Here is an 18,171-nt window from a genome sequence, read left to right on the forward strand (position 1 = left end):
CTAAAGTCTTCAGGGTCTCGGGGAGGGATGTTTCATGTCGGTACCGCTGTACCAGGCGAAGGCGGAGCTGTTCCGCACCCTCGGGCACCCGGTCCGGATCCGGGCGCTCGAACTGCTCCAGGACGGGCCGAAGCCGGTCCGCGACCTGCTGGCCGCCATCGACGTCGAGCCGTCCAACCTCTCCCAGCAGCTCGCCGTGCTGCGCCGGGCCGGCATGGTCACCTCCTACCGGGAGGGCCCGCTGGTCATGTACGCGCTCAGCACCCCCGACGTGGCCGACCTGCTCGCCGCCGGCCGGCGGATCCTCGGCGCGGTGCTCACCGACCGGGACGCGCTCCTGGACGAGCTGCGCGCCTCCGGGACGGACCGGTGAACACCACCGCACCCGCCGGCCCGGCGACCCCGGCCGACGCCGCCGACAGCCACGGCCCCGACGGCGGCGTTCCCCGGCCGGGCCGCCGGGGCGGCGCCGGGGCCGGCCTGCGACAGGCCGGACGCCTGATCGGGGAGCGCGTCGGCGGCCTGCTGCCCGGCCGGGCCGACCTGCTGGCCGCACGCCGCTCGCCCCGACGGGACCTGCTCGCCGGTCTCACCGTCGCCGTGGTGGCGCTGCCCCTCGCCCTCGCCTTCGGCGTCACCTCCGGCCTCGGCGCCGAGGCCGGCCTGGTCACCGCCGTGGTCGCCGGTGCCGTCGCCGCGATCTTCGGCGGCTCCAACCTGCAGGTGTCCGGCCCCACCGGGGCGATGACCGTGGTGCTGGTACCGGTGGTGCAGCGCTTCGGGGCCGGCGGCGTGCTGATGGTCGGCGCGCTGGCGGGGCTGCTGCTGATCGGCCTCGCCCTGGCCCGCCTCGGCCGGTACGTCCGCTACCTGCCGGCCCCGGTGATCGAGGGCTTCACCGCCGGCATCGCCGTGGTCATCGCCCTGCAACAGGTGCCGGCGGCGCTCGGCGTCACCGGCGCACACGGCGAGAAGGTCTGGGCGGTGGCCGCCGACGCGGCCGCCCGGTTCGCCGCCCAGCCGCGGCCGGTGCCGGTCGCCGTGGCGCTCGGGGTGGCCGCGCTGATGCTGCTCGGCGCCCGGTGGCGACCCGGCCTGCCGTTCTCCCTGCTCGGGGTGGCCGCCGCCACGGTCCTCGCCGAGCTGGCCCCGGTCGACCTGGTCCGGATCGGCCACCTGCCGCAGGCGCTGCCCGCGCCGTCGCTGGCCTTCCTCGACCTCGGCGCGCTCGGCACGCTGCTGCCCAGCGCGGTCGCGGTCGCCGCGCTCGCCGCGCTGGAGAGCCTGCTCTCCGCGACCGTGGCGGACGGGATGACCGTCGGGCAGCGGCACGACCCGGACCGGGAACTCTTCGGCCAGGGCCTGGCGAACCTGGCGGCACCGCTCTTCGGCGGCATCCCGGCCACCGCCGCCATCGCCCGTACCGCCGTGAACGTGCGCGCCGGGGCCTCCTCGAAGCTCGCCGCGCTCACCCACGCCGTCGCGCTGGCCGCCATCGTGCTCGCCGCCGCGCCGCTGGTCGGCCGGATCCCGCTCGCCGCCCTGGCCGGGGTGCTGCTCGCCACCACCGTCCGGATGGTGGAGGCAGCCTCCCTCCGGGCGCTGCTGCGCGCCACCCGGGCCGACGCGCTGGTGCTGGTGCTCACCTTCGCGGTCACGGTGATGTGGGACCTGGTCACCGCGGTGGCGGTCGGGCTCGCCGTGGCGGTGGTGCTGGCCCTGCGCGCGGTGGCCCGCAGCGCGCGGCTGGAGCAGGTGCCGCTCGACCAGGGCGAGCACAGCGCCGAGGAGCACGCGCTGCTCGCCGAGCACATCGTCGCGTACCGGCTGGACGGGCCGCTCTTCTTCGCCGCCGCGCACACCTTCCTGCTGGAGTTGACCGAGGTCGCCGACGTGCGGGTGGTGATCCTGCGGATGTCCCGGGTGTCCACCGTCGACGCCACCGGCGCGCAGGTCCTCGGCGACGCCATCGACCGGCTGCGCGGCCGGGGGATCACCGTGCTGCTCTCCGGCATCACCCCCGGCCACGACCAGGTGCTCAGCACCCTCGGCGTCGCCGCCGAGCTGCGCCGCGACGGCCTGGTCTTCCCGGACACCCCGGCCGCCATCCGGTACGCCCGGGGCGTCGTCCTCGCCGCGAGAGCGGCCTAGCTCCCGCCACCCCGAGCGCCCGCTCCCCTCTTCGTCGGCCCCGAGCGGCACCGGCCGCGCGCCTGAACCGCACCGGCCGGCGTGGGCCGGCGGCGTCAGCTCAGTGACGTCGTGGCCGCCCGCAGTTCGTCCAGGGCGGCCAGGGCGTAGGGCGCCAGCTCGTCCCCGGTGTCCTCGCTCTCGGACCAGTCGGCGTAGCCGCGCTTGAACGCCAGCACGCCCAGTTCGCCGGCGAGGGCCGCGATCGGGTCGGGCACGCCCCGGGCGACCAGGGCGGCGGTCATCGCGGTCGCCAGGCTGACGCCTTTCAGGGCGTCCCGCTGCTGAAGCTCCTCGCTGGCGGCGATCGCCGCCTTCAGGCGGGGTGCGAGGTCGCGGTTCATCGAACCCATCGCGCTGGACGCCCGCTCGAGACCGGCCGCCACCGCGTCGAGCGGGCTGGCGCCGGCCGGCGCGGGCAGGCCCGCACCAACGCGGACGCGTCGAGCGGGTCCCGCCCGTGGCCCGTGGTGAGTGGAACGCCATGGCTGTCAACCGGGGCCGGAGACAGCCATGCCGTTCCACCGAGCGGCTAGTTGGGCAGGGCGGCGAGGCCGGCCAGCAGCTCCCATCGCTCGGCCTCGGTGAGCGCCGCGTACGCCGGCTCGTCGCGGCGGTCGGTGTCCGCCTCGATCGCCGCGCGGTCCGGCCCGTCCGGCAGCGCCCGGATCTCGTCGGCGGTCAACCCGGCGGCCCGCCACGCCGCCCGGTGCGCGTCGGCGCGGTGGTGGCGCAGCGAGCCGAGCCGGGTGATCAGCAGCACCGCCGGGGAGGCGCCCTCCGGCTCGTACGGCGGGGACATGGCCCGGAAGGCCGGCCCGCCGGTGGCCTGCGCGTGCGTCAGCACCCGGCCGACCAGGTCGACGAGGCGAGGCACGATGCTCAGGCCGGGCAGCATCCCGGGCAGCCTGCCCCACAGTTCCTCGGCGGCCTCCCCGCTGGCCCGCTGCGCGAACAGCGCCAGCTCGCGGCCCAGGTCGGTGAGGTGCCACGCGCCCTCGGCGTCCCGGACGACGATGCCCTGCTCCAACTCCTCGTCCATGCTCCCCGAGGTGTAGATCAGGCCGTCGGCCAGCGCCTCGGCGGGTATCGGCCGGGCCAGCACGCCGGAGAAGAAGCTGTTCTCGGCGCCGAGGGCGCAGCCGCGCTCGGCGTAGAACGCCTCCATCCGGGCCCGGGCCGCCCAGCGGGCGCCCACGTAGACCCGGTCGATGACCGGTCGGATCAGTCGCGCGTAACTCACCGTCGTTTCCACGACGGCGGACCCTACCGGGAATCGGCGCGGGAAGGGGGCCCTGACCAGCCCGCCGGCGGCGTCGGGGCCCCTTCCGTTCCGCTTACTCCGGCACGCGCCGGTAGGCGCCGTCGCTGGCCGAGGTGGCCATCGACGCGTACGCCCGCAGCGCCGCCGACACCGGGCGCTGCCGGTCGACCGGGGTGTACGGGCGATCCCGCTTCTCCTCGGCCACCCGGCGCGCCTCCAACTCGTCGGCGGGCACGTTGAGCTCGATCGACCGGCCCGGGATGTCGATGACGATCTCGTCGCCCTCGCGCACCAGCGCGATCAGCCCGCCGGAGGCCGCCTCCGGGGAGACGTGCCCGATGGACAGCCCCGAGGTGCCGCCGGAGAACCGGCCGTCGGTGAGCAGCGCGCAGGAACGGCCCAGCCCACGGCCCTTGAGGAACGAGGTCGGGTAGAGCATCTCCTGCATGCCGGGGCCGCCCTTCGGGCCCTCGTACCGGATCACCACCACGTCCCCGGCGACGATCTCCTTGGCGAGGATCGCGGTCACCGCGTCGTCCTGCGACTCGTAGACCTTGGCCGGGCCGCGGAACGTCAGGCACTCCTCGGGCACGCCGGCGGTCTTCACCACGCAGCCGGCCGGCGCCAGGTTGCCGTGCAGGATGGCCAGCCCGCCGTCCGCGCTGTACGCGTGCTCGCGGTCCCGGATGCAGCCGCCGGCCGCGTCGGTGTCCAGCGACGACCAGCGGTTGGCGGTGGAGAACGGCTCGGTGGTGCGTACCCCGCCCGGGGCGGCGTGGAACAGCTCGACCGCCGCCGGCGTGGCCGAGCCGCCCCGCACGTCCCAGTCGGCCAGCCAGCGGTCGAGGCTGGGCGAGTGCACCGCGCGCACGTCGCGGTGCAGCAGCCCGGCGCGGTCCAGCTCGCCGAGGATGGCCGGGATGCCGCCGGCCCGGTGCACGTCCTCCATGTGGTACTGCGGCGAGTTCGGCGCGACCTTGGCCAGGCAGGGCACCTGGCGGGAGATCGCGTCGATGTCCGCCACCGAGAAGTCCAGCTCCGCCTCGCGGGCGGCGGCCAGCAGGTGCAGCACCGTGTTGGTCGAGCCGCCCATGGCCACGTCGAGGGCGACCGCGTTCTCGAACGCCGCCCGGCCGGCGATCGCGCGGGGCAGCACCGAGGCGTCGTCCTTCTCGTACCAGCGCTTGGCGATCTCGACGACGGTGCGGCCGGCCTCGACGAAGAGCGACCGGCGCGCGGCGTGGGTGGCGAGCGTCGACCCGTTGCCGGGCAGCGCCAGGCCGATCGCCTCGGTCAGGCAGTTCATCGAGTTGGCGGTGAACATGCCCGAGCAGGAGCCGCAGGTCGGGCACGCCGAGCGCTCGATCTCGCCGAGCTGGTCCTCGGTGACCGCCTCGTTCGACGAGGCGATCATCGCGTCGATCAGGTCGATCTTGGAGTGGACGACGCCCTCGATCGCCACCGTCTTGCCGGCCTCCATCGGGCCGCCGGAGACGAAGACGGTCGGGATGTTGAGCCGCAGCGCGGCCAGCAGCATGCCCGGGGTGATCTTGTCGCAGTTGGAGATGCAGACCAGGGCGTCCGCGCAGTGCGCGTTGACCATGTACTCCACCGCGTCGGCGATCAACTCCCGGCTGGGCAGCGAGTAGAGCATGCCGCCGTGGCCCATCGCGATGCCGTCGTCGACCGCGATGGTGTTGAACTCCCGGCCCACCCCGCCGGCCTCCGCGACCGCGTCGGCGACCAGGCCGCCAAGGTCCTTGAGGTGTGCGTGGCCGGGGACGAACTGGGTGAAACTGTTGGCGATGGCGACGATCGGCTTGCCGAAGTCGTCGTCGGTCATCCCGGTGGCCCGCCACAGGGCCCGGGCGCCGGCCATCGTCCGACCGTGGGTGGAGGTCCTCGACCGCAGCTCAGGCATGGCTACCAGTCTTGCACCGCCCGGCGTGCCCACCCAGCGGCGCGGGGTCCGTGTCCCAACAGTTGCGCACCCGATGCCCCACGGGGTGCGCCCATCCGGCACAGTTGAGGTCGTGCATCCCTCCCCGGGTCTGGTCGCCGTCGCGGCGCTGAGCGGGCTGGCCGCCGCCGGCGCCGTCGCGCTGCTGGCCGGGTCGGCCCACCGCCGGGTGGGGCCGCACCGGCAGGCCCACCTGCTGCTCGCCGTGGCCGCCGGGACGGCGCTGCTCAGCCTGCTCGTCGGGGTCACCGTCGTCCTGCTCGCCGTGCCGCACTGGGCGCACGAGCAGGGGCACCGCACGCACTGGGCGACCATGGTCTCGATCGGCAGCGCGGTCAGCGCGCTGGCCCTGGGCGCCGCCCTGCTGCGCCTGCCCGGCGCGGCGGCCACCCGGGCGGCCACCGCCCGGCTGCTGCTCGACGGCGTGATCATGGGCAGCGCGCTCTGGTTCGTCGGCTGGGTGCTGTTCAGCGCGCCGACCCGGCTGCTCGGCGCGGCCACCCCGATGGCCTGCCGGCCGATCGTGCTGGCCACGGTGAGCGCGGCGATCACCGCCGGGCTGACCCTGATCATGGTGCTGCGGGCCGCCCCGCCCGGCGGCCGGCTGCTGCTGCTCGGCACCGGGGTGACCGGGGTGAGCGTCGGCGGCCTGGGCGTCAGCGCCGGGCTCTGCCAGGGCGGGCCGGGCATGGCGCTGACCGGCGCCGTGGTGCTGGCCGGGGGCCTGCTGGCCGTCGCGCTGGCGGTGCACCGGGTGGACCTGCCGGGGCAGTTCGACGTCGACCTGATCCGCCGCGACGGCGAGTACGCCTTCGTGCCGATGTTCGCGATGGCCGCCTCGGCGATGTACCACCTGGCCCAGGGCGGCCGGTTCGACGCCTTCGGCATCGTCGCCGGCAGCGTCGAGGGCTTCGCCCTGGTCGCCCGGCAGTACCTCGCCCTCAACGACGTCCGCGGCTACGCCGGCCGGCTGGCCGAGCGGGAGGCCCACTTCCGCGAGCTGGCGCACACCGACCCGCTCACCGGGCTGGCCAACCGGCGCGGGCTGCTGCGGGCGCTGCACCGCTGCGCCGAGGCGGGCGTGCCCTGCGTGCTGGTCGGGCTGGACCTGGACGGCTTCAAGAACGTCAACGACATGCGCGGGCACGACGTCGGCGACGCGGTGCTGGCCGAGGTGGGCCGGCGGCTGCGCGGCAACCTGCGCCCCGGTGACCTGGCCGCCCGGCTCGGCGGGGACGAGTTCGCGGTGCTCATGCACGGTGTCGACGACCCCGGCCCGGTCGCCGAACGGCTGCTCGGGGTGCTCGGCCGCCCGTACCACGAGGGCGACGGGCCGATCTTCCTGTCGGTCAGCATCGGGGTGGCCGGCACCTGCGGGGAGACCGAGGTCGAGCTGCTGCTGCGCAACGCCGACCTGGCACTGCGCTACGCCAAGCAGCGCGGCAAGAACCGGATCGAGCGCTACGACGCCACGTACGACCAGCTGCTGCGCCGGCGCACCAGGCTCGAGCACGAGCTGCGCGGCGCGATCGAACGCGACGAGCTGCGGCTGGCCTTCCAGCCGGTGGCCTCGCTGCCGTCGGTGCGCCCGGTGGGCGCGGAGGCGCTGCTCCGCTGGCACCACCCGGAGCTGGGCAACGTCCGCCCGGACGAGTTCATCCCGCTCGCCGAGGAGTGCGGGATGATCTCCAAGCTGGGCGCCTGGGTGCTGCACCAGGCCTGCTACCAGCTCTCCCGCTGGCTCGCCGACGGCCACGACGTCTGGGTGTCGGTGAACGTCTCCCCGCGCGAGCTGCACGCGCCCGAGTACGTCGTCCAGGTCGCCGACGCGCTGCGCGCGCACCACGTGCCGCCGCAGCGGCTGGTGCTGGAGGTCACCGAGCACGCCGTCGCCACCGACCTGGACGAGCTGATCCGGCGGCTCAGCGCGCTGCGGCTGACCGGGGTACGGATCGCGCTGGACGACTTCGGCGCCGGCTACTCCTCGCTCGGGCAGCTGCGCCGGCTGCCGATCGACATTCTCAAGATCGACCACGGTCTGGTGGCCGAGCACGAGCCGGTCCGGCCGGTCGGCCGGGACGGCCCGGCGTTCGCCCCGATGGTGGACATCGTGATGCGGCTCGGGCACCACTTCGGGCTGGAGGTGATCGCCGAGGGCGTCACCAACCCCACCGAACTGGCCGCGGTGGTCGCCGCCGGCTGCCGGTTCGGGCAGGGCGCCCTCTTCGGGTGGGGCGTGCCGGCCGAGCACCTGGAGGCGATGCTGGAGGCGGCCACCTCGCCCGGCGCCCGGCCCGCCACGCTGCCGCCGGTCCCGCCGCCCCCGCCGGTCCGCCCCGGGCCGTCTCCGCTGCTGCCCCGGCTCCGGTCGAATCCCCCCGCGCCGCGTCCCCCGATCGAGGGATCAGCCCAGGTGACGAGGGGTGGCGAGAGCGTGCCGGGAGCCGACACGCCCACGTCCGTGAACCAAAATGTGGGATCAGTTGACTCATCGCGTGAGATGCGTCAGGCTTAGCCACATGTCGTCGATCCGGTCGCTGCGAGTACTTACCTGAGCGCACTCTCCCTGACCGAGAGTGCGCTGGCCCCGTGCATCCTGCACGAGGGCTTTTTTGTTGCCGTCAGACCATCGCCGGGACGCCCGCGTCCCTCCTGAGAAGCGCATCACCCACTCCAGCCGAAGGCCTGAACCGCCATGACGAGACCCACGCCAGAGACCCTCGCCCACTCCGTCCGGCGAGCCCGCCCGGCCACCGAGCCGGCCGGTGACCCCGAGCACGCCCCCGCCCCCCGCCCCGGCGCCACGCCGGCCGCCCCGGCCGTACCGCCCCGGGGCACGGACGCCCGCACCGCGACCGAACGGCAGTCCACGCCGGCACAGGTCTCCGGCGCCGGCTCGCTGGTCCGCTCGCTCGAGGCCCTCGGTGTCGACGTCGTCTTCGGCATTCCCGGCGGGGCGATCCTGCCGGCGTACGACCCGCTCTACGACTCCACCGTCCGGCACATCCTGGTCCGCCACGAGCAGGGCGCCGGGCACGCCGCCACCGGCTACGCCCAGGCGACCGGCAAGGTCGGCGTCTGCATGGCCACCTCCGGGCCGGGCGCGACCAACCTGGTCACCCCGATCGCCGACGCGTACATGGACTCGGTGCCGCTGGTCGCGATCACCGGCCAGGTGGCCCGCCCGTCGATCGGCACGGACGCCTTCCAGGAGGCGGACATCCAGGGCATCACCCTGCCGATCACCAAGCACAACTTCCTGGTGCAGACCGCCGAGGAGATCCCGCAGGTGCTCGCCGAGGCGTTCCACCTGGCGGCCACCGGCCGGCCCGGCCCGGTCCTGGTGGACATCCCCAAGGACGTGCTCCAGGCGCCGACCACCTTCTCCTGGCCGCCCACCCTGGACCTGCCCGGCTACCGGCCGACCCTGCACCCGCACGGCAAGCAGATCCGGGAGGCGGCCCGGCTGATGAGCACGGCCCGCCGCCCGGTGCTCTACGTCGGCGGTGGCGTGCTCAAGGCCGGCGCCACCGACGGGCTGCGCAAGCTCGCCGAGCTGACCGGCATCCCGGTGGTGACCACCCTGATGGCGCTCGGCGCGTTCCCCGACTCGCACCGCCAGCACCTGGGCATGCCCGGCATGCACGGCACCGTCGCCGCCGTCTACGGCCTGCAGAAGGCCGACCTGATCGTGGCGCTGGGCGCCCGCTTCGACGACCGGGTCACCGGCCGGCTCGACTCGTTCGCCCCGGACGCCGCGGTCGTGCACGCCGACATCGATCCCGCCGAGATCGGGAAGAACCGGCACGCCGACGTGCCGATCGTTGGCGACGCCCGGCACGTGATCGACGAGCTGATCGCCGCCGTCACGGCCGAGCGCTCGGCCCGGCCGGCCACCGACCTCGGCGACTGGTGGCACCAGCTCGACGACCTGCGCCAGCGGTACCCGCTCGGGTACGAGGAGCCGGCCGACGGCACCCTCTCCCCGCAGTACGTGATCAAGCGGCTGGGCGAGATCGCCGGCCCGGACACCATCTACGTGGCGGGCGTCGGCCAGCACCAGATGTGGGCCAGCCAGTTCATCTCGTACGAGAAGCCCTACACCTGGTTGAACTCCGGTGGCCTCGGCACCATGGGCTACGCCGTCCCGGCGGCGATGGGCGCCAAGGTCGGCAAGCCGGAGACCACGGTCTGGGCGGTGGACGGCGACGGCTGCTTCCAGATGACCAACCAGGAGCTGGCCACCTGCGCCCTGGAAGGCATCCCGATCAAGGTCGCCGTGATCAACAACGGCAACCTGGGGATGGTCCGGCAGTGGCAGACCCTGTTCTACGGGGAGCGCTACTCCAACACCGAGCTGGGCACCCACAAGCACCGCATCCCGGACTTCGTGAAGCTCGCCGAGGCGCTCGGCTGCGTCGGGCTGCGCTGCGAGAACGCCGCCGACGTCGACAAGACCATCGAGGCGGCCATGGCGATCAACGACGCGCCCGTGGTCATCGACTTCGTGGTCGGCAAGGACGCGATGGTCTGGCCGATGGTGGCCGCCGGCACCAGCAACGACGAGATCATGTTCGCCCGGGGCGTCCGCCCCGCGTTCGACGAGGACGAACTCTAATGACGATGCACACGCTGTCCGTGCTGGTGGAGAACAAGCCGGGTGTCCTGGCCCGGGTCTCCGGGCTGTTCTCCCGGCGCGGGTTCAACATCGACAGCCTCGCCGTGGGCGAGACCGAGAACCCGGACGTCTCCCGGATCACCATCGTGGTCAACGCCGAGTCGTCCCCCTTGGAGCAGGTCACCAAGCAGCTCAACAAGCTGGTCAACGTACTCAAGATCGTGGAGCTGGACCCGCAGGTCTCGGTGGCCCGGGAGCTGCTGCTGGTCAAGGTCCGGGCGGACCGCAGCGCCCGGGGCCAGGTGCTCGAGACGGTCGCCCTGTTCCGCGCCCGGGTGGTCGACGTCGCGCCGGACACGCTGACCATCGAGGCCACCGGCACCCCCGACAAGCTCGACGCGCTGCTGCGTGACCTGGAGCCGTTCGGCATCAAGGAGATGGTCCAGTCCGGCACGGTGGCGATCGGACGCGGTTCCCGCTCGATCACCGCCGGCCCGGCGCTGCGCGCCGCCTGATTCGCACCCACCAGATTTTCGACGGGCCGACGGGCACCGCCGTAGGAAAGGGAAGTCAATGAGCGTTGAGGTGTTCTACGACGACGACGCCGACCTGGGCCTGATCCAGGGCCGCAAGGTCGCCGTGATCGGCTACGGCAGCCAGGGCCACGCCCACGCGTTGTCGCTGCGCGACTCCGGCGTCGACGTGGTGATCGGCCTGCCCGCCGGCTCGAAGAGCCGGCCGAAGGCCGAGGAGCAGGGCCTGCGGGTGCTGACGCCGGCCGAGGCGGCCGCCGAGGCCGACGTGATCATGATCCTGGCGCCGGACACCGCCCAGCGGGGCCTCTACGCCGAGGCGATCGCTCCCAACCTCGCCCCCGGCAAGGCGATCTTCTTCGGCCACGGCTTCAACATCCGGTACGGGCTGATCAAGCCCCCGGCCGAGGTGGACGTGGCGATGGTCGCCCCGAAGGGCCCCGGTCACCTGGTCCGCCGCCAGTACGTCGACGGCAAGGGTGTGCCCTGCCTGGTCGCCGTCGAGCAGGACGCCAGCGGCAACGCGTTCGGCCTGGCCCTGGCGTACGCCAAGGCGATCGGCGGCACCCGGGCCGGGGCGATCCGGACCACCTTCACCGAGGAGACCGAGACCGACCTCTTCGGCGAGCAGGCGGTGCTCTGCGGCGGCGCGGCCGCGCTGGTGCAGACCGGCTTCGAGGTGCTCACCGAGGCCGGATACGCCCCCGAGGTGGCCTACTTCGAGTGCCTGCACGAGCTGAAGCTCATCGTCGACCTCATGTACGAGGGCGGCATCGCCCGGATGCGCTACAGCATCTCCGACACCGCCGAGTACGGCGACCTCTCCCGCGGCCCCCGCGTCATCGACGCCCGGGTCAAGGAGGAGATGCGCAAGATCCTCGGTGAGATCCAGTCCGGCGAGTTCGCCCGCGAGTGGGTCGCCGAGGACGAGGCCGGCCGGCCGAACTTCGCCAAGTGGCGGGCCGAGGGCGCCGCGCACCCGATCGAGGAGACCGGGCAGAAGCTGCGGGCCATGATGAGCTGGGTCGACCGGCCCATCACCGAGACCGCCTGACAGCCTTCCCCGCACGGGGGCCCCGCGGCCCGCGACCCGACGCTCTCCCCGGCGTCAGATCGCGGGCCGCGGTCATTCCGCACCCGCCCCGTCCCCGGTGGCCCCGCCCCCACCGACCCCGACGTGCCGGGCCCCGGTTCGGTGCCCTGCCCGCATTGCGCGCCGGCACCCGATTGCGGCAGGTCGGGCCTTCCCTAGCGAAGGAGGCACCGATATTCCGCATTCCGTGGGTCGGCCCGCTGTGGGCCGCCCCGGCGTGGGCCGCCCCGGCGTGGGCTGGCCCGGCGTGGGTCGGCCCGCTGTGGGTCGGCCCGGGGTGGGCTGGGCCGGCGTGCGCGGCGGCCTGTCCTGGGTGCGTCCGCCGTCGGCGGGGCGGGGGTGGGTCCGCCTGGTGGGAGGGGGTGATGGACGCCTCGGGCGGGCTGGCGTGCGTGAACGGCGGATGTCGAGCGTGCGAAGGGGCTGTGTGAGGGCGCTCACCCCGAGGTACGGGACACGGCCGGCGAGCCGCCCCCTACGATCCCTACTAGGTGCGTCAGCCGGCACCTGACGGCCATGGCACAGATCGGCGCAGGGCGCAGCGCGGCGTCCCGCCGCCCCAGGCCGACCGAAACCGAGCGTCTACGAGGACCGATGAATCCTGTCGTACTGATCGCCGAAGAACTCGCTCCTGCCGCCATCGAGGTGCTCGCGCACGACTTCGACGTGCGGCACGTCGACGGCACCGACCGCCCGGCCCTGCTCTCCGCGCTCTCCGAGGCCGACGCGGTGATCGTACGCAGCGCCACCCAGATCGACGCCGAGGCCATCGCCGCCGCGCCGCGGCTCAAGGTGGTCGCCCGGGCCGGTGTGGGCCTGGACAACGTCGAGGTGCCGGCCGCCACGGCGCGCGGTGTCATGGTCGTCAACGCGCCCACCTCGAACATCGTCTCGGCGGCCGAGCAGGCGGTCGCGCTGCTGCTGGCCGTGGCCCGCAACACCGCCAGCGCCAGCGCCGCGCTCAAGGCGGGGGAGTGGAAGCGGTCCAAGTACACCGGCGTGGAGTTGCAGGGCAAGACGGTGGGCGTGGTCGGTCTCGGTCGCATCGGCGTGCTCTTCGCCCAGCGGATCGCGGCGTTCGGCACCCGGCTGATCGCGTACGACCCCTACATCCAGCCGGCTCGGGCCGCCCAGCTCGGCGTCCGCCTGGTGGGGCTGGAGGAGCTGCTGCGGGAGAGCGACTTCATCTCGATCCACCTGCCGAAGACGCCGGAGACGGTGGGCCTGATCGGCGAGAAGGAGCTGGCGATCGTCAAGCCCGGCGTCCGGATCGTCAACGCCGCCCGGGGTGGCCTGGTCGACGAGCAGGCCCTCGCGGACGCGATCGCCGAGGGCCGGGTCGCCGGTGCCGGCGTCGACGTGTACGCCAAGGAGCCCTGCACCTCCTCACCGCTGTTCGCCTTCGACAACGTGGTGGCCACCCCGCACCTGGGCGCCTCCACCCACGAGGCGCAGGACAAGGCGGGCCTGGCCGTGGCGAAGAGCGTCAAGCTGGCGTTGCAGGGCGAGTTCGTCCCGGACGCGGTGAACGTGCAGGCCGGTGGCGTGGTCGCCGAGGACGTGCGGCCGTTGCTGCCGCTGGCCGAGAAGCTCGGCCGGGCCTTCACCGCGGTGGCCGGCGGGATCGCCGCCAGCGTCAACGTCGAGGTACGCGGCGAGGTCGTCGCCCACGACGTCTCGGTGCTCAAGCTCGCGGCCACCAAGGGGCTGTTCAGCTCGGTGGTGGAGGAGCAGGTCACCTACGTCAACGCCCCGCACCTGGCCGCCGAGCGTGGCGTCGAGGTCACGCTGGCCACCCAGGCCGAGACCGTCGACCACCCCAACCTGGTGACCGTACGCGGCGCGCTGCCGGACGGCCGGACGGTCAGCGTCTCCGGCACGGTGGCGCACACCGGCAGCCGGGACGTCATCAAGCTGACCGAGGTGGACGGCTTCGACGTGGAGATCGGCGCTGAGGGCATCCTGGTCTTCCTGCGTTACGCGGACCGGCCGGGCGTGGTCGGCACGGTCGGCACCCTGCTCGGCGCGGCCGGCGTGAACATCGCCGCCATGCAGGTCGCCCGCCGGGAGGCCGGTGGCGAGACGCTGATGACCCTCACCGTCGACCAGGCGCTCGGCGCGGACCTGCTCAGCTCGGCCGCCGACTCGATCGGCGCCGTCGCGGCCAGCGCCGCCGACCTGCGCGACGAGTAGTCGCGGCCGGCGCCGCCGACCTGCGCGACGAGTGGTCGCGGGCAGCGCCGCCGACCTGCGCGGCGTGTGGTCGTGGGCCGCGGCGGCGACCTGCGTGACGAGTGGTCGCGGGCAGCACGGATCGGGGGCCCGGCCGGACGGCCGGGCCCCTCGTCGTCCGCGCTGCTCAGCTGCGGACGCGGGCCGGCGGCGGGTACACCGAGCCGTCCTGGACGTCGAAGAGCATCAGGTCGTGCTCGCCGGCCAGCCGCTCGATGTCGAGCAGCACCTGGTCCTCGCAGGTGGGGAAGAGGCTCATGGCCACGTGGTCGGCGGCCGCGTGCAGCGGGGCGACCTCCCACGGGGTGCCGGGGCCGGCCGGCCGGTCCGGGTACGCCGCGGTGATCGCCCGGTAGAAGCCGACCACCCTGGGGTCGGGGTGGTGGTCGACGTGCCGCCCTTCGCGGCACCGCCGCACCGCTGCCCGTACGTCGTCGGGCGTGGCCCCGGACGGCAGGGCCCACACGCTCAGATCGAAACTCACGGCGGACAGCGTGCCATCCCGCTCCGCCGCCGTCACCCCTGCCCCGCCCCGGTTCGACCGGGCGTTGACCGGCCCGGGTGCGGGGACGGTCCGCTGTGGAGACTCTTGCGTCGAGTTGCGTCGATTCGCTAGCGTACCGGTGCGGTCACTGGCTGAGTCGAAACTCCGGCCCGTCTTCGGGTGACGCGGTCGCAGTCCCGGCCCACCGGCCCGCACCCCTCGATTGCGCGAGCCACGCGCACTCGTCGCTGACCGGCCCCCACGGTCGTTGCCGAGACCGTGGGGGCCGATCGCGGGCCGCTGTCCCGGCAGCCGTTGCCGATATGGCGGACGACGCCCGCGACGCAGGGGGAGTGTCCAGAGGCGACGGTCAGCGCCGGCGGTGCGCGAAGAGCGCCCGGTAGTCCGAGCCGTTGCGGAACCAGGCCAGCCCTGCCGGCCCGGCCGCGAACAGGGCGGTGGCGTAGGCGTCGGCCACCGCGAGGTCCGGTCCCACCACGGTGGCGGCGACGAGTTGGTCGGCCGGTTCGCCGGTGTGCGGGTCCACCACATGTCCCCGGCGCCCGCTCACTCCGGAGGTGCCCACCGCGCCGGCCGTCATCTCCAGCACCAGCGGGGTGCGCTGCGAGTCCGTCGGGTGGTGCACGGCGACCCGCCACGGTCCGCCGTGCGCGGCGTGCCCGCGTACGGTCAGGTCGGCGCCGCTGAGCACGGCGTAGTCGTGCACTCCGGCGGCGCGCAGCCGGTCCGCCGCCCGCTCCACGGCCCAGCCGCCGAGCAGGCCGCCCGGGTCGAAACCGCCGGGCACCGCCCAGGCGTCGAACCACCCGTCGGTCGCCGCCCGCATGGCGGCGCAGCGGTCCACCAGGTCGGCCAGCGGGGGGTACGACTCGGGGCTGATCTCGCCCCGGCGCAGCATCGAGACCAGGCTGTCGGGGCGGTTCGGCCCGTACGTCAGGTCGATGGCCCGCAGTTCGGCGACCGCGTCGCGCAGTGCCGCCCCGACGACCCGGCGGCCGAGCCAGTCGGGGGCGTTGAGCAGCAGGGTGTACTCGGCGGTGGAGGTCCGCACGGTGTGCTGGACGCTGATCCGGTCGGCGGCGCCGGAGCCGGCCCGGTCGAGCCGGTGGGTTCGGGTGCCGAGGCGCAGGTCGGGGCGGCGGCTGTGGAAGGCCGACTGGTCGACCCACCGGGTTCGGGGCTGCTCGTCGGCCCAGCGGGCCCGCCGCGCGTCGATCCGCATCGCTCCGCTCCCTCGCTGGCGGCGCCGCAGCGCCGCGGCGAAGCCGGTCCCGGGCCGGTGGTCGACCCGCTGTCCTGACCCTAGGGTGCGGAGATGATCGCCGCATGAATGGCGCCTGGGAGCATGCTGTGTATCGCGACTTCCCGAATGTTGGAAGGCGCGTACCGGGAGCCGGGACGGCGACGTACCGTTGCGCAGAACGACGAGGTGAGGGAGCGCCAGGTGGCACGGATCGCGGTGGTGGCCGGGGACGGCATCGGGCCCGAGGTGGTCGGGCAGGCCCGCAAGGTCATCGACGCGGTGCTCCCCGGGGTGGCGGCCACCGAGTACGACCTCGGCGCGGCCCGCTACCACCGCACCGGTGAGGTGCTGCCCGACTCGGTCCTCGAGGAGCTGGCCGGGCACGACGCCATCCTGCTCGGCGCGGTCGGCGACCCGACCGTGCCGCCGGGGGTGCTGGAGCGTGGTCTGCTGCTCAAGCTCCGGTTCGCCTTCGACCAGTACGTCAACCTCCGCCCGTCCCGGCTCTGGCCGGGGGTCGCCGGCCCGCTGGCCGCCGTGAAGCCGGGCGAGGTCGACCTGGTCGTGGTCCGCGAGGGCACCGAGGGCCTGTACGCGGGCGCCGGCGGTTCGCTGCACCGGGACACCCCGGCCGAGGTGGCCACCGAGGAGAGCCTGAACACCCGGCACGGCGTGGAGCGGGTGATCCGGGACGCCTTCGCCCGGGCCCGCCGCCGCGAGCGGCGCAAGGTCACCCTGGTGCACAAGACCAACGTGCTGACCCACGCCGGCTCGCTCTGGGCCCGGGCGTTCGAGGCCGTGGCGGCCGAGCATCCCGACGTGACGACGGAATACCAGCACGTCGACGCCGCCGCCATGTTCCTGGTGACCAACCCGCAGCGGTACGACGTCGTGGTCACCGACAACCTGTTCGGTGACATCCTCACCGACATCGCGGCCGCGGTGACCGGGGGCATCGGGCTGGCCGCCAGCGGCTGCATCAACCCCGAGGGGCGCTACCCGTCGATGTTCGAGCCGGTGCACGGCTCCGCGCCGGACATCGCGGGCCGGGGCGTCGCCGATCCGGTCGCCGCGGTGCTCTCCGCCGCGCTGCTGCTCGACCAGCTCGGCCACGCCGACGCCGCCGGGCGGGTCACCGCCGCGGTCGCCACCGAGCTGGCCGGTCGTACGCCGGGCACGTCGCTGCGCACCGAGGAGGTCGGCGACCGCCTCGCCGGGTACGCCGTAGCCTGACCGGGCCGTCACTCGGCCCGGTTCCGGGCCGCCAGACCCGTGCCGGGCTGAACCCGCCCGGTCGTCGCAGCCCCAGCCACCCGGCTCCTTCGATGTGTCGGGCCGGTGCTATCCGCTGAACGACCGTTCGGGGTAAGTTTCTGGCACCAGTGACGTCGGCGTGCGATCCCGCATGCCGTGGACCCGCAGGGAGGTCAGCGCGATGAGCGGTGGTGACATGCTCGATTTCGAGATCCGTCCGAATCCCGCGCCGGTATCCGCCGCCGACCGGGCCGCCCTGCTGGCGAACCCGGGTTTCGGCCGGGTGTTCACCGATCACATGGTGACCATCCGCTACGCCGAGGGCAAGGGCTGGTACGACGCCCGGGTGGAGGCCCGCGCTCCGATCCCGATGGACCCGGCCGCCGCCGTCCTGCACTACGCGCAGGAGATATTCGAGGGGCTGAAGGCGTACCGGACCGGGGACGGATCGGTGACCATGTTCCGTCCGGAGGCCAACGCGGCCCGCTTCGTCGCCTCGGCGCACCGCCTGGCCATGCCGGAGCTGCCCCCGGCGACGTTCGTCGAGTCGCTGCGCCGGCTCGTGGAGATCGACCAGGACTGGATCCCGGCGCACGAGGACGCCAGCCTCTACCTGCGGCCGTTCATGTTCGCCAGCGAGGTCTTCCTCGGTGTCCGCCCGGCCAACGAGTACCTCTACTGCGTGATCGCCTCGCCGGCCGGCGCGTACTTCGCCGGTGGCGTGAAGCCGGTGACGGTCTGGGTCTCCCCGGACTACACGCGGGCGGCACCCGGCGGCACGGGCGCGGCCAAGTGCGGCGGCAACTACGCGGCCTCGCTGGCCGCGCAGGCCGAGGCGATCGAGGCCGGCTGCGACCAGGTGGTCTTCCTGGACGCCGTCGAGCGGCGCTTCGTCGACGAGTTGGGCGGCATGAACGTCTTCTTCGTCTACGACGACAACACCCTGGTCACCCCGCCGCTGACCGGGACCATCCTGCCCGGCATCACCCGCGACGCGATCCTCACCCTGGCCGCCGAGGCGGGGCACCGGGTGGAGGAGCGGCCGGTGAGCTTCGCCGACTGGCAGGCCGACGCCGCCAGCGGCCGGCTCCGCGAGGTCTTCGCCTGCGGCACCGCCGCGGTGATCACGCCGATCGGCGGCGTGCGCTTCCCGGACGGCGAGTTCCTGATCGGTGGCGGCGAGCCGGGTCGGTCCACCATGGCCCTGCGGCAGCAGCTGGTGGACATCCAGCGCGGCCGTGCCGAGGACCGGCACGGCTGGGTGCGGCAGGTGCTCTGA

General features: G+C 74.1%; 14 protein-coding genes. 9 read left to right on the top strand and 5 right to left on the bottom strand.

What is annotated here, in order from left to right:
* The first annotated feature begins 34 nt into the window (after positions 1-34).
* Both AB0I11_RS11995 and AB0I11_RS12000 read left to right on the top strand, forming a co-directional pair.
* Complete coding sequence (locus tag AB0I11_RS11995; RefSeq protein ID WP_357317580.1) at positions 35-373, top strand: metalloregulator ArsR/SmtB family transcription factor; 339 nt, start codon at positions 35-37, stop codon at positions 371-373.
* A gap of 107 nt (positions 374-480) precedes the next feature.
* Positions 481-2,151 (top strand): SulP family inorganic anion transporter, encoded by a 1,671-nt coding sequence (locus AB0I11_RS12000; RefSeq protein ID WP_357317795.1) that lies wholly within the window; start codon positions 481-483, stop codon positions 2,149-2,151.
* A 95-nt stretch (positions 2,152-2,246) separates the two neighbouring features.
* Here the strand turns inward: AB0I11_RS12000 and AB0I11_RS12005 are convergent, their stop codons facing one another.
* From AB0I11_RS12005 to ilvD, 3 genes are all read right to left on the bottom strand, one after another.
* Positions 2,247-2,534, bottom strand: coding sequence for a hypothetical protein (locus AB0I11_RS12005; protein WP_357317587.1), 288 nt, complete (start codon positions 2,532-2,534; stop codon positions 2,247-2,249).
* Between the two features lie 188 nt (positions 2,535-2,722).
* The gene (locus AB0I11_RS12010; RefSeq protein WP_357317591.1) at positions 2,723-3,433 is read right to left on the bottom strand and encodes a hypothetical protein; all 711 of its coding nucleotides are present in this window, start codon (positions 3,431-3,433) and stop codon (positions 2,723-2,725) included.
* 94 nt (positions 3,434-3,527) lie between these two features.
* Positions 3,528-5,375, bottom strand: a complete 1,848-nt coding sequence (gene ilvD, locus AB0I11_RS12015; protein WP_357317598.1) for a dihydroxy-acid dehydratase — start codon at positions 5,373-5,375, stop codon at positions 3,528-3,530.
* Positions 5,376-5,448: 73 nt separating this feature from the next.
* On the opposite strand from ilvD, the gene AB0I11_RS12020 reads away from it, so the two are divergent.
* The 5 genes from AB0I11_RS12020 to serA all read left to right on the top strand — a co-directional run bounded on the left by AB0I11_RS12020 (position 5,449) and on the right by serA (position 13,851).
* Positions 5,449-7,929 carry a bifunctional diguanylate cyclase/phosphodiesterase gene (locus tag AB0I11_RS12020; protein ID WP_357317601.1) on the top strand — a complete coding sequence of 827 codons (2,481 nt, stop codon included), beginning with the start codon at positions 5,449-5,451 and terminating at the stop codon, positions 7,927-7,929.
* A 180-nt stretch (positions 7,930-8,109) separates the two neighbouring features.
* Positions 8,110-10,032 (top strand): acetolactate synthase large subunit, encoded by a 1,923-nt coding sequence (locus tag AB0I11_RS12025; protein WP_357317604.1) that lies wholly within the window; start codon positions 8,110-8,112, stop codon positions 10,030-10,032.
* Complete coding sequence (gene ilvN, locus AB0I11_RS12030; protein WP_357317608.1) at positions 10,032-10,547, top strand: acetolactate synthase small subunit; 516 nt, start codon at positions 10,032-10,034, stop codon at positions 10,545-10,547. The genes AB0I11_RS12025 and ilvN overlap by 1 nt, the downstream gene beginning before the upstream one ends.
* Positions 10,548-10,605: 58 nt before the next feature.
* Positions 10,606-11,619 carry a ketol-acid reductoisomerase gene (gene ilvC / locus AB0I11_RS12035; protein ID WP_357317611.1) on the top strand — a complete coding sequence of 338 codons (1,014 nt, stop codon included), beginning with the start codon at positions 10,606-10,608 and terminating at the stop codon, positions 11,617-11,619.
* A 633-nt stretch (positions 11,620-12,252) separates the two neighbouring features.
* Positions 12,253-13,851, top strand: a complete 1,599-nt coding sequence (gene serA, locus AB0I11_RS12040; protein ID WP_357317615.1) for a phosphoglycerate dehydrogenase — start codon at positions 12,253-12,255, stop codon at positions 13,849-13,851.
* A 166-nt stretch (positions 13,852-14,017) separates the two neighbouring features.
* On the opposite strand, the gene AB0I11_RS12045 is transcribed toward serA, so the two are convergent.
* Both AB0I11_RS12045 and AB0I11_RS12050 read right to left on the bottom strand, forming a co-directional pair.
* Positions 14,018-14,374: a hypothetical protein gene (locus AB0I11_RS12045; RefSeq protein WP_357317618.1), complete on the bottom strand. Its 357-nt coding sequence runs from the start codon at positions 14,372-14,374 to the stop codon at positions 14,018-14,020.
* Positions 14,375-14,744: 370 nt separating this feature from the next.
* Entirely contained in the window at positions 14,745-15,617 is an 873-nt protein-coding gene (locus tag AB0I11_RS12050) for an FAD:protein FMN transferase (protein ID WP_357317621.1), read from the bottom strand.
* Between the two features lie 222 nt (positions 15,618-15,839).
* Between AB0I11_RS12050 and AB0I11_RS12055 the strand changes: the two genes are divergently transcribed.
* Together AB0I11_RS12055 and AB0I11_RS12060 are read left to right on the top strand one after the other, a co-directional pair.
* Positions 15,840-16,871 carry a 3-isopropylmalate dehydrogenase gene (locus AB0I11_RS12055; RefSeq protein WP_357317624.1) on the top strand — a complete coding sequence of 344 codons (1,032 nt, stop codon included), beginning with the start codon at positions 15,840-15,842 and terminating at the stop codon, positions 16,869-16,871.
* A gap of 202 nt (positions 16,872-17,073) precedes the next feature.
* A complete protein-coding gene (locus tag AB0I11_RS12060; RefSeq protein WP_357317629.1) occupies positions 17,074-18,171 on the top strand; it encodes a branched-chain amino acid aminotransferase in 1,098 nt (365 codons plus the stop codon).

This window comes from Micromonospora sp. NPDC050495 (assembly GCF_040655175.1).
In the GTDB taxonomy this organism is placed as follows: Bacteria; Actinomycetota; Actinomycetes; order Mycobacteriales; family Micromonosporaceae; genus Micromonospora.

What these genes read in the sequence shown, in the direction of transcription:
- ilvC (WP_357317611.1), top strand. Translation starts at nt 10,606, where the DNA reads ATGAGCGTTGAGGTGTTCTACGACGACGACGCCGACCTGGGCCTGATC.
- AB0I11_RS12005 (WP_357317587.1), bottom strand. Translation starts at nt 2,534, where the DNA reads ATGAACCGCGACCTCGCACCCCGCCTGAAGGCGGCGATCGCCGCCAGC.
- AB0I11_RS12050 (WP_357317621.1), bottom strand. Translation starts at nt 15,617, where the DNA reads ATGCGGATCGACGCGCGGCGGGCCCGCTGGGCCGACGAGCAGCCCCGA.
- AB0I11_RS12060 (WP_357317629.1), top strand. Translation starts at nt 17,074, where the DNA reads ATGAGCGGTGGTGACATGCTCGATTTCGAGATCCGTCCGAATCCCGCG.
- ilvN (WP_357317608.1), top strand. Translation starts at nt 10,032, where the DNA reads ATGACGATGCACACGCTGTCCGTGCTGGTGGAGAACAAGCCGGGTGTC.
- ilvD (WP_357317598.1), bottom strand. Translation starts at nt 5,375, where the DNA reads ATGCCTGAGCTGCGGTCGAGGACCTCCACCCACGGTCGGACGATGGCC.
- AB0I11_RS11995 (WP_357317580.1), top strand. Translation starts at nt 35, where the DNA reads ATGTCGGTACCGCTGTACCAGGCGAAGGCGGAGCTGTTCCGCACCCTC.
- AB0I11_RS12025 (WP_357317604.1), top strand. Translation starts at nt 8,110, where the DNA reads ATGACGAGACCCACGCCAGAGACCCTCGCCCACTCCGTCCGGCGAGCC.
- AB0I11_RS12020 (WP_357317601.1), top strand. Translation starts at nt 5,449, where the DNA reads ATGCCCCACGGGGTGCGCCCATCCGGCACAGTTGAGGTCGTGCATCCC.
- serA (WP_357317615.1), top strand. Translation starts at nt 12,253, where the DNA reads ATGAATCCTGTCGTACTGATCGCCGAAGAACTCGCTCCTGCCGCCATC.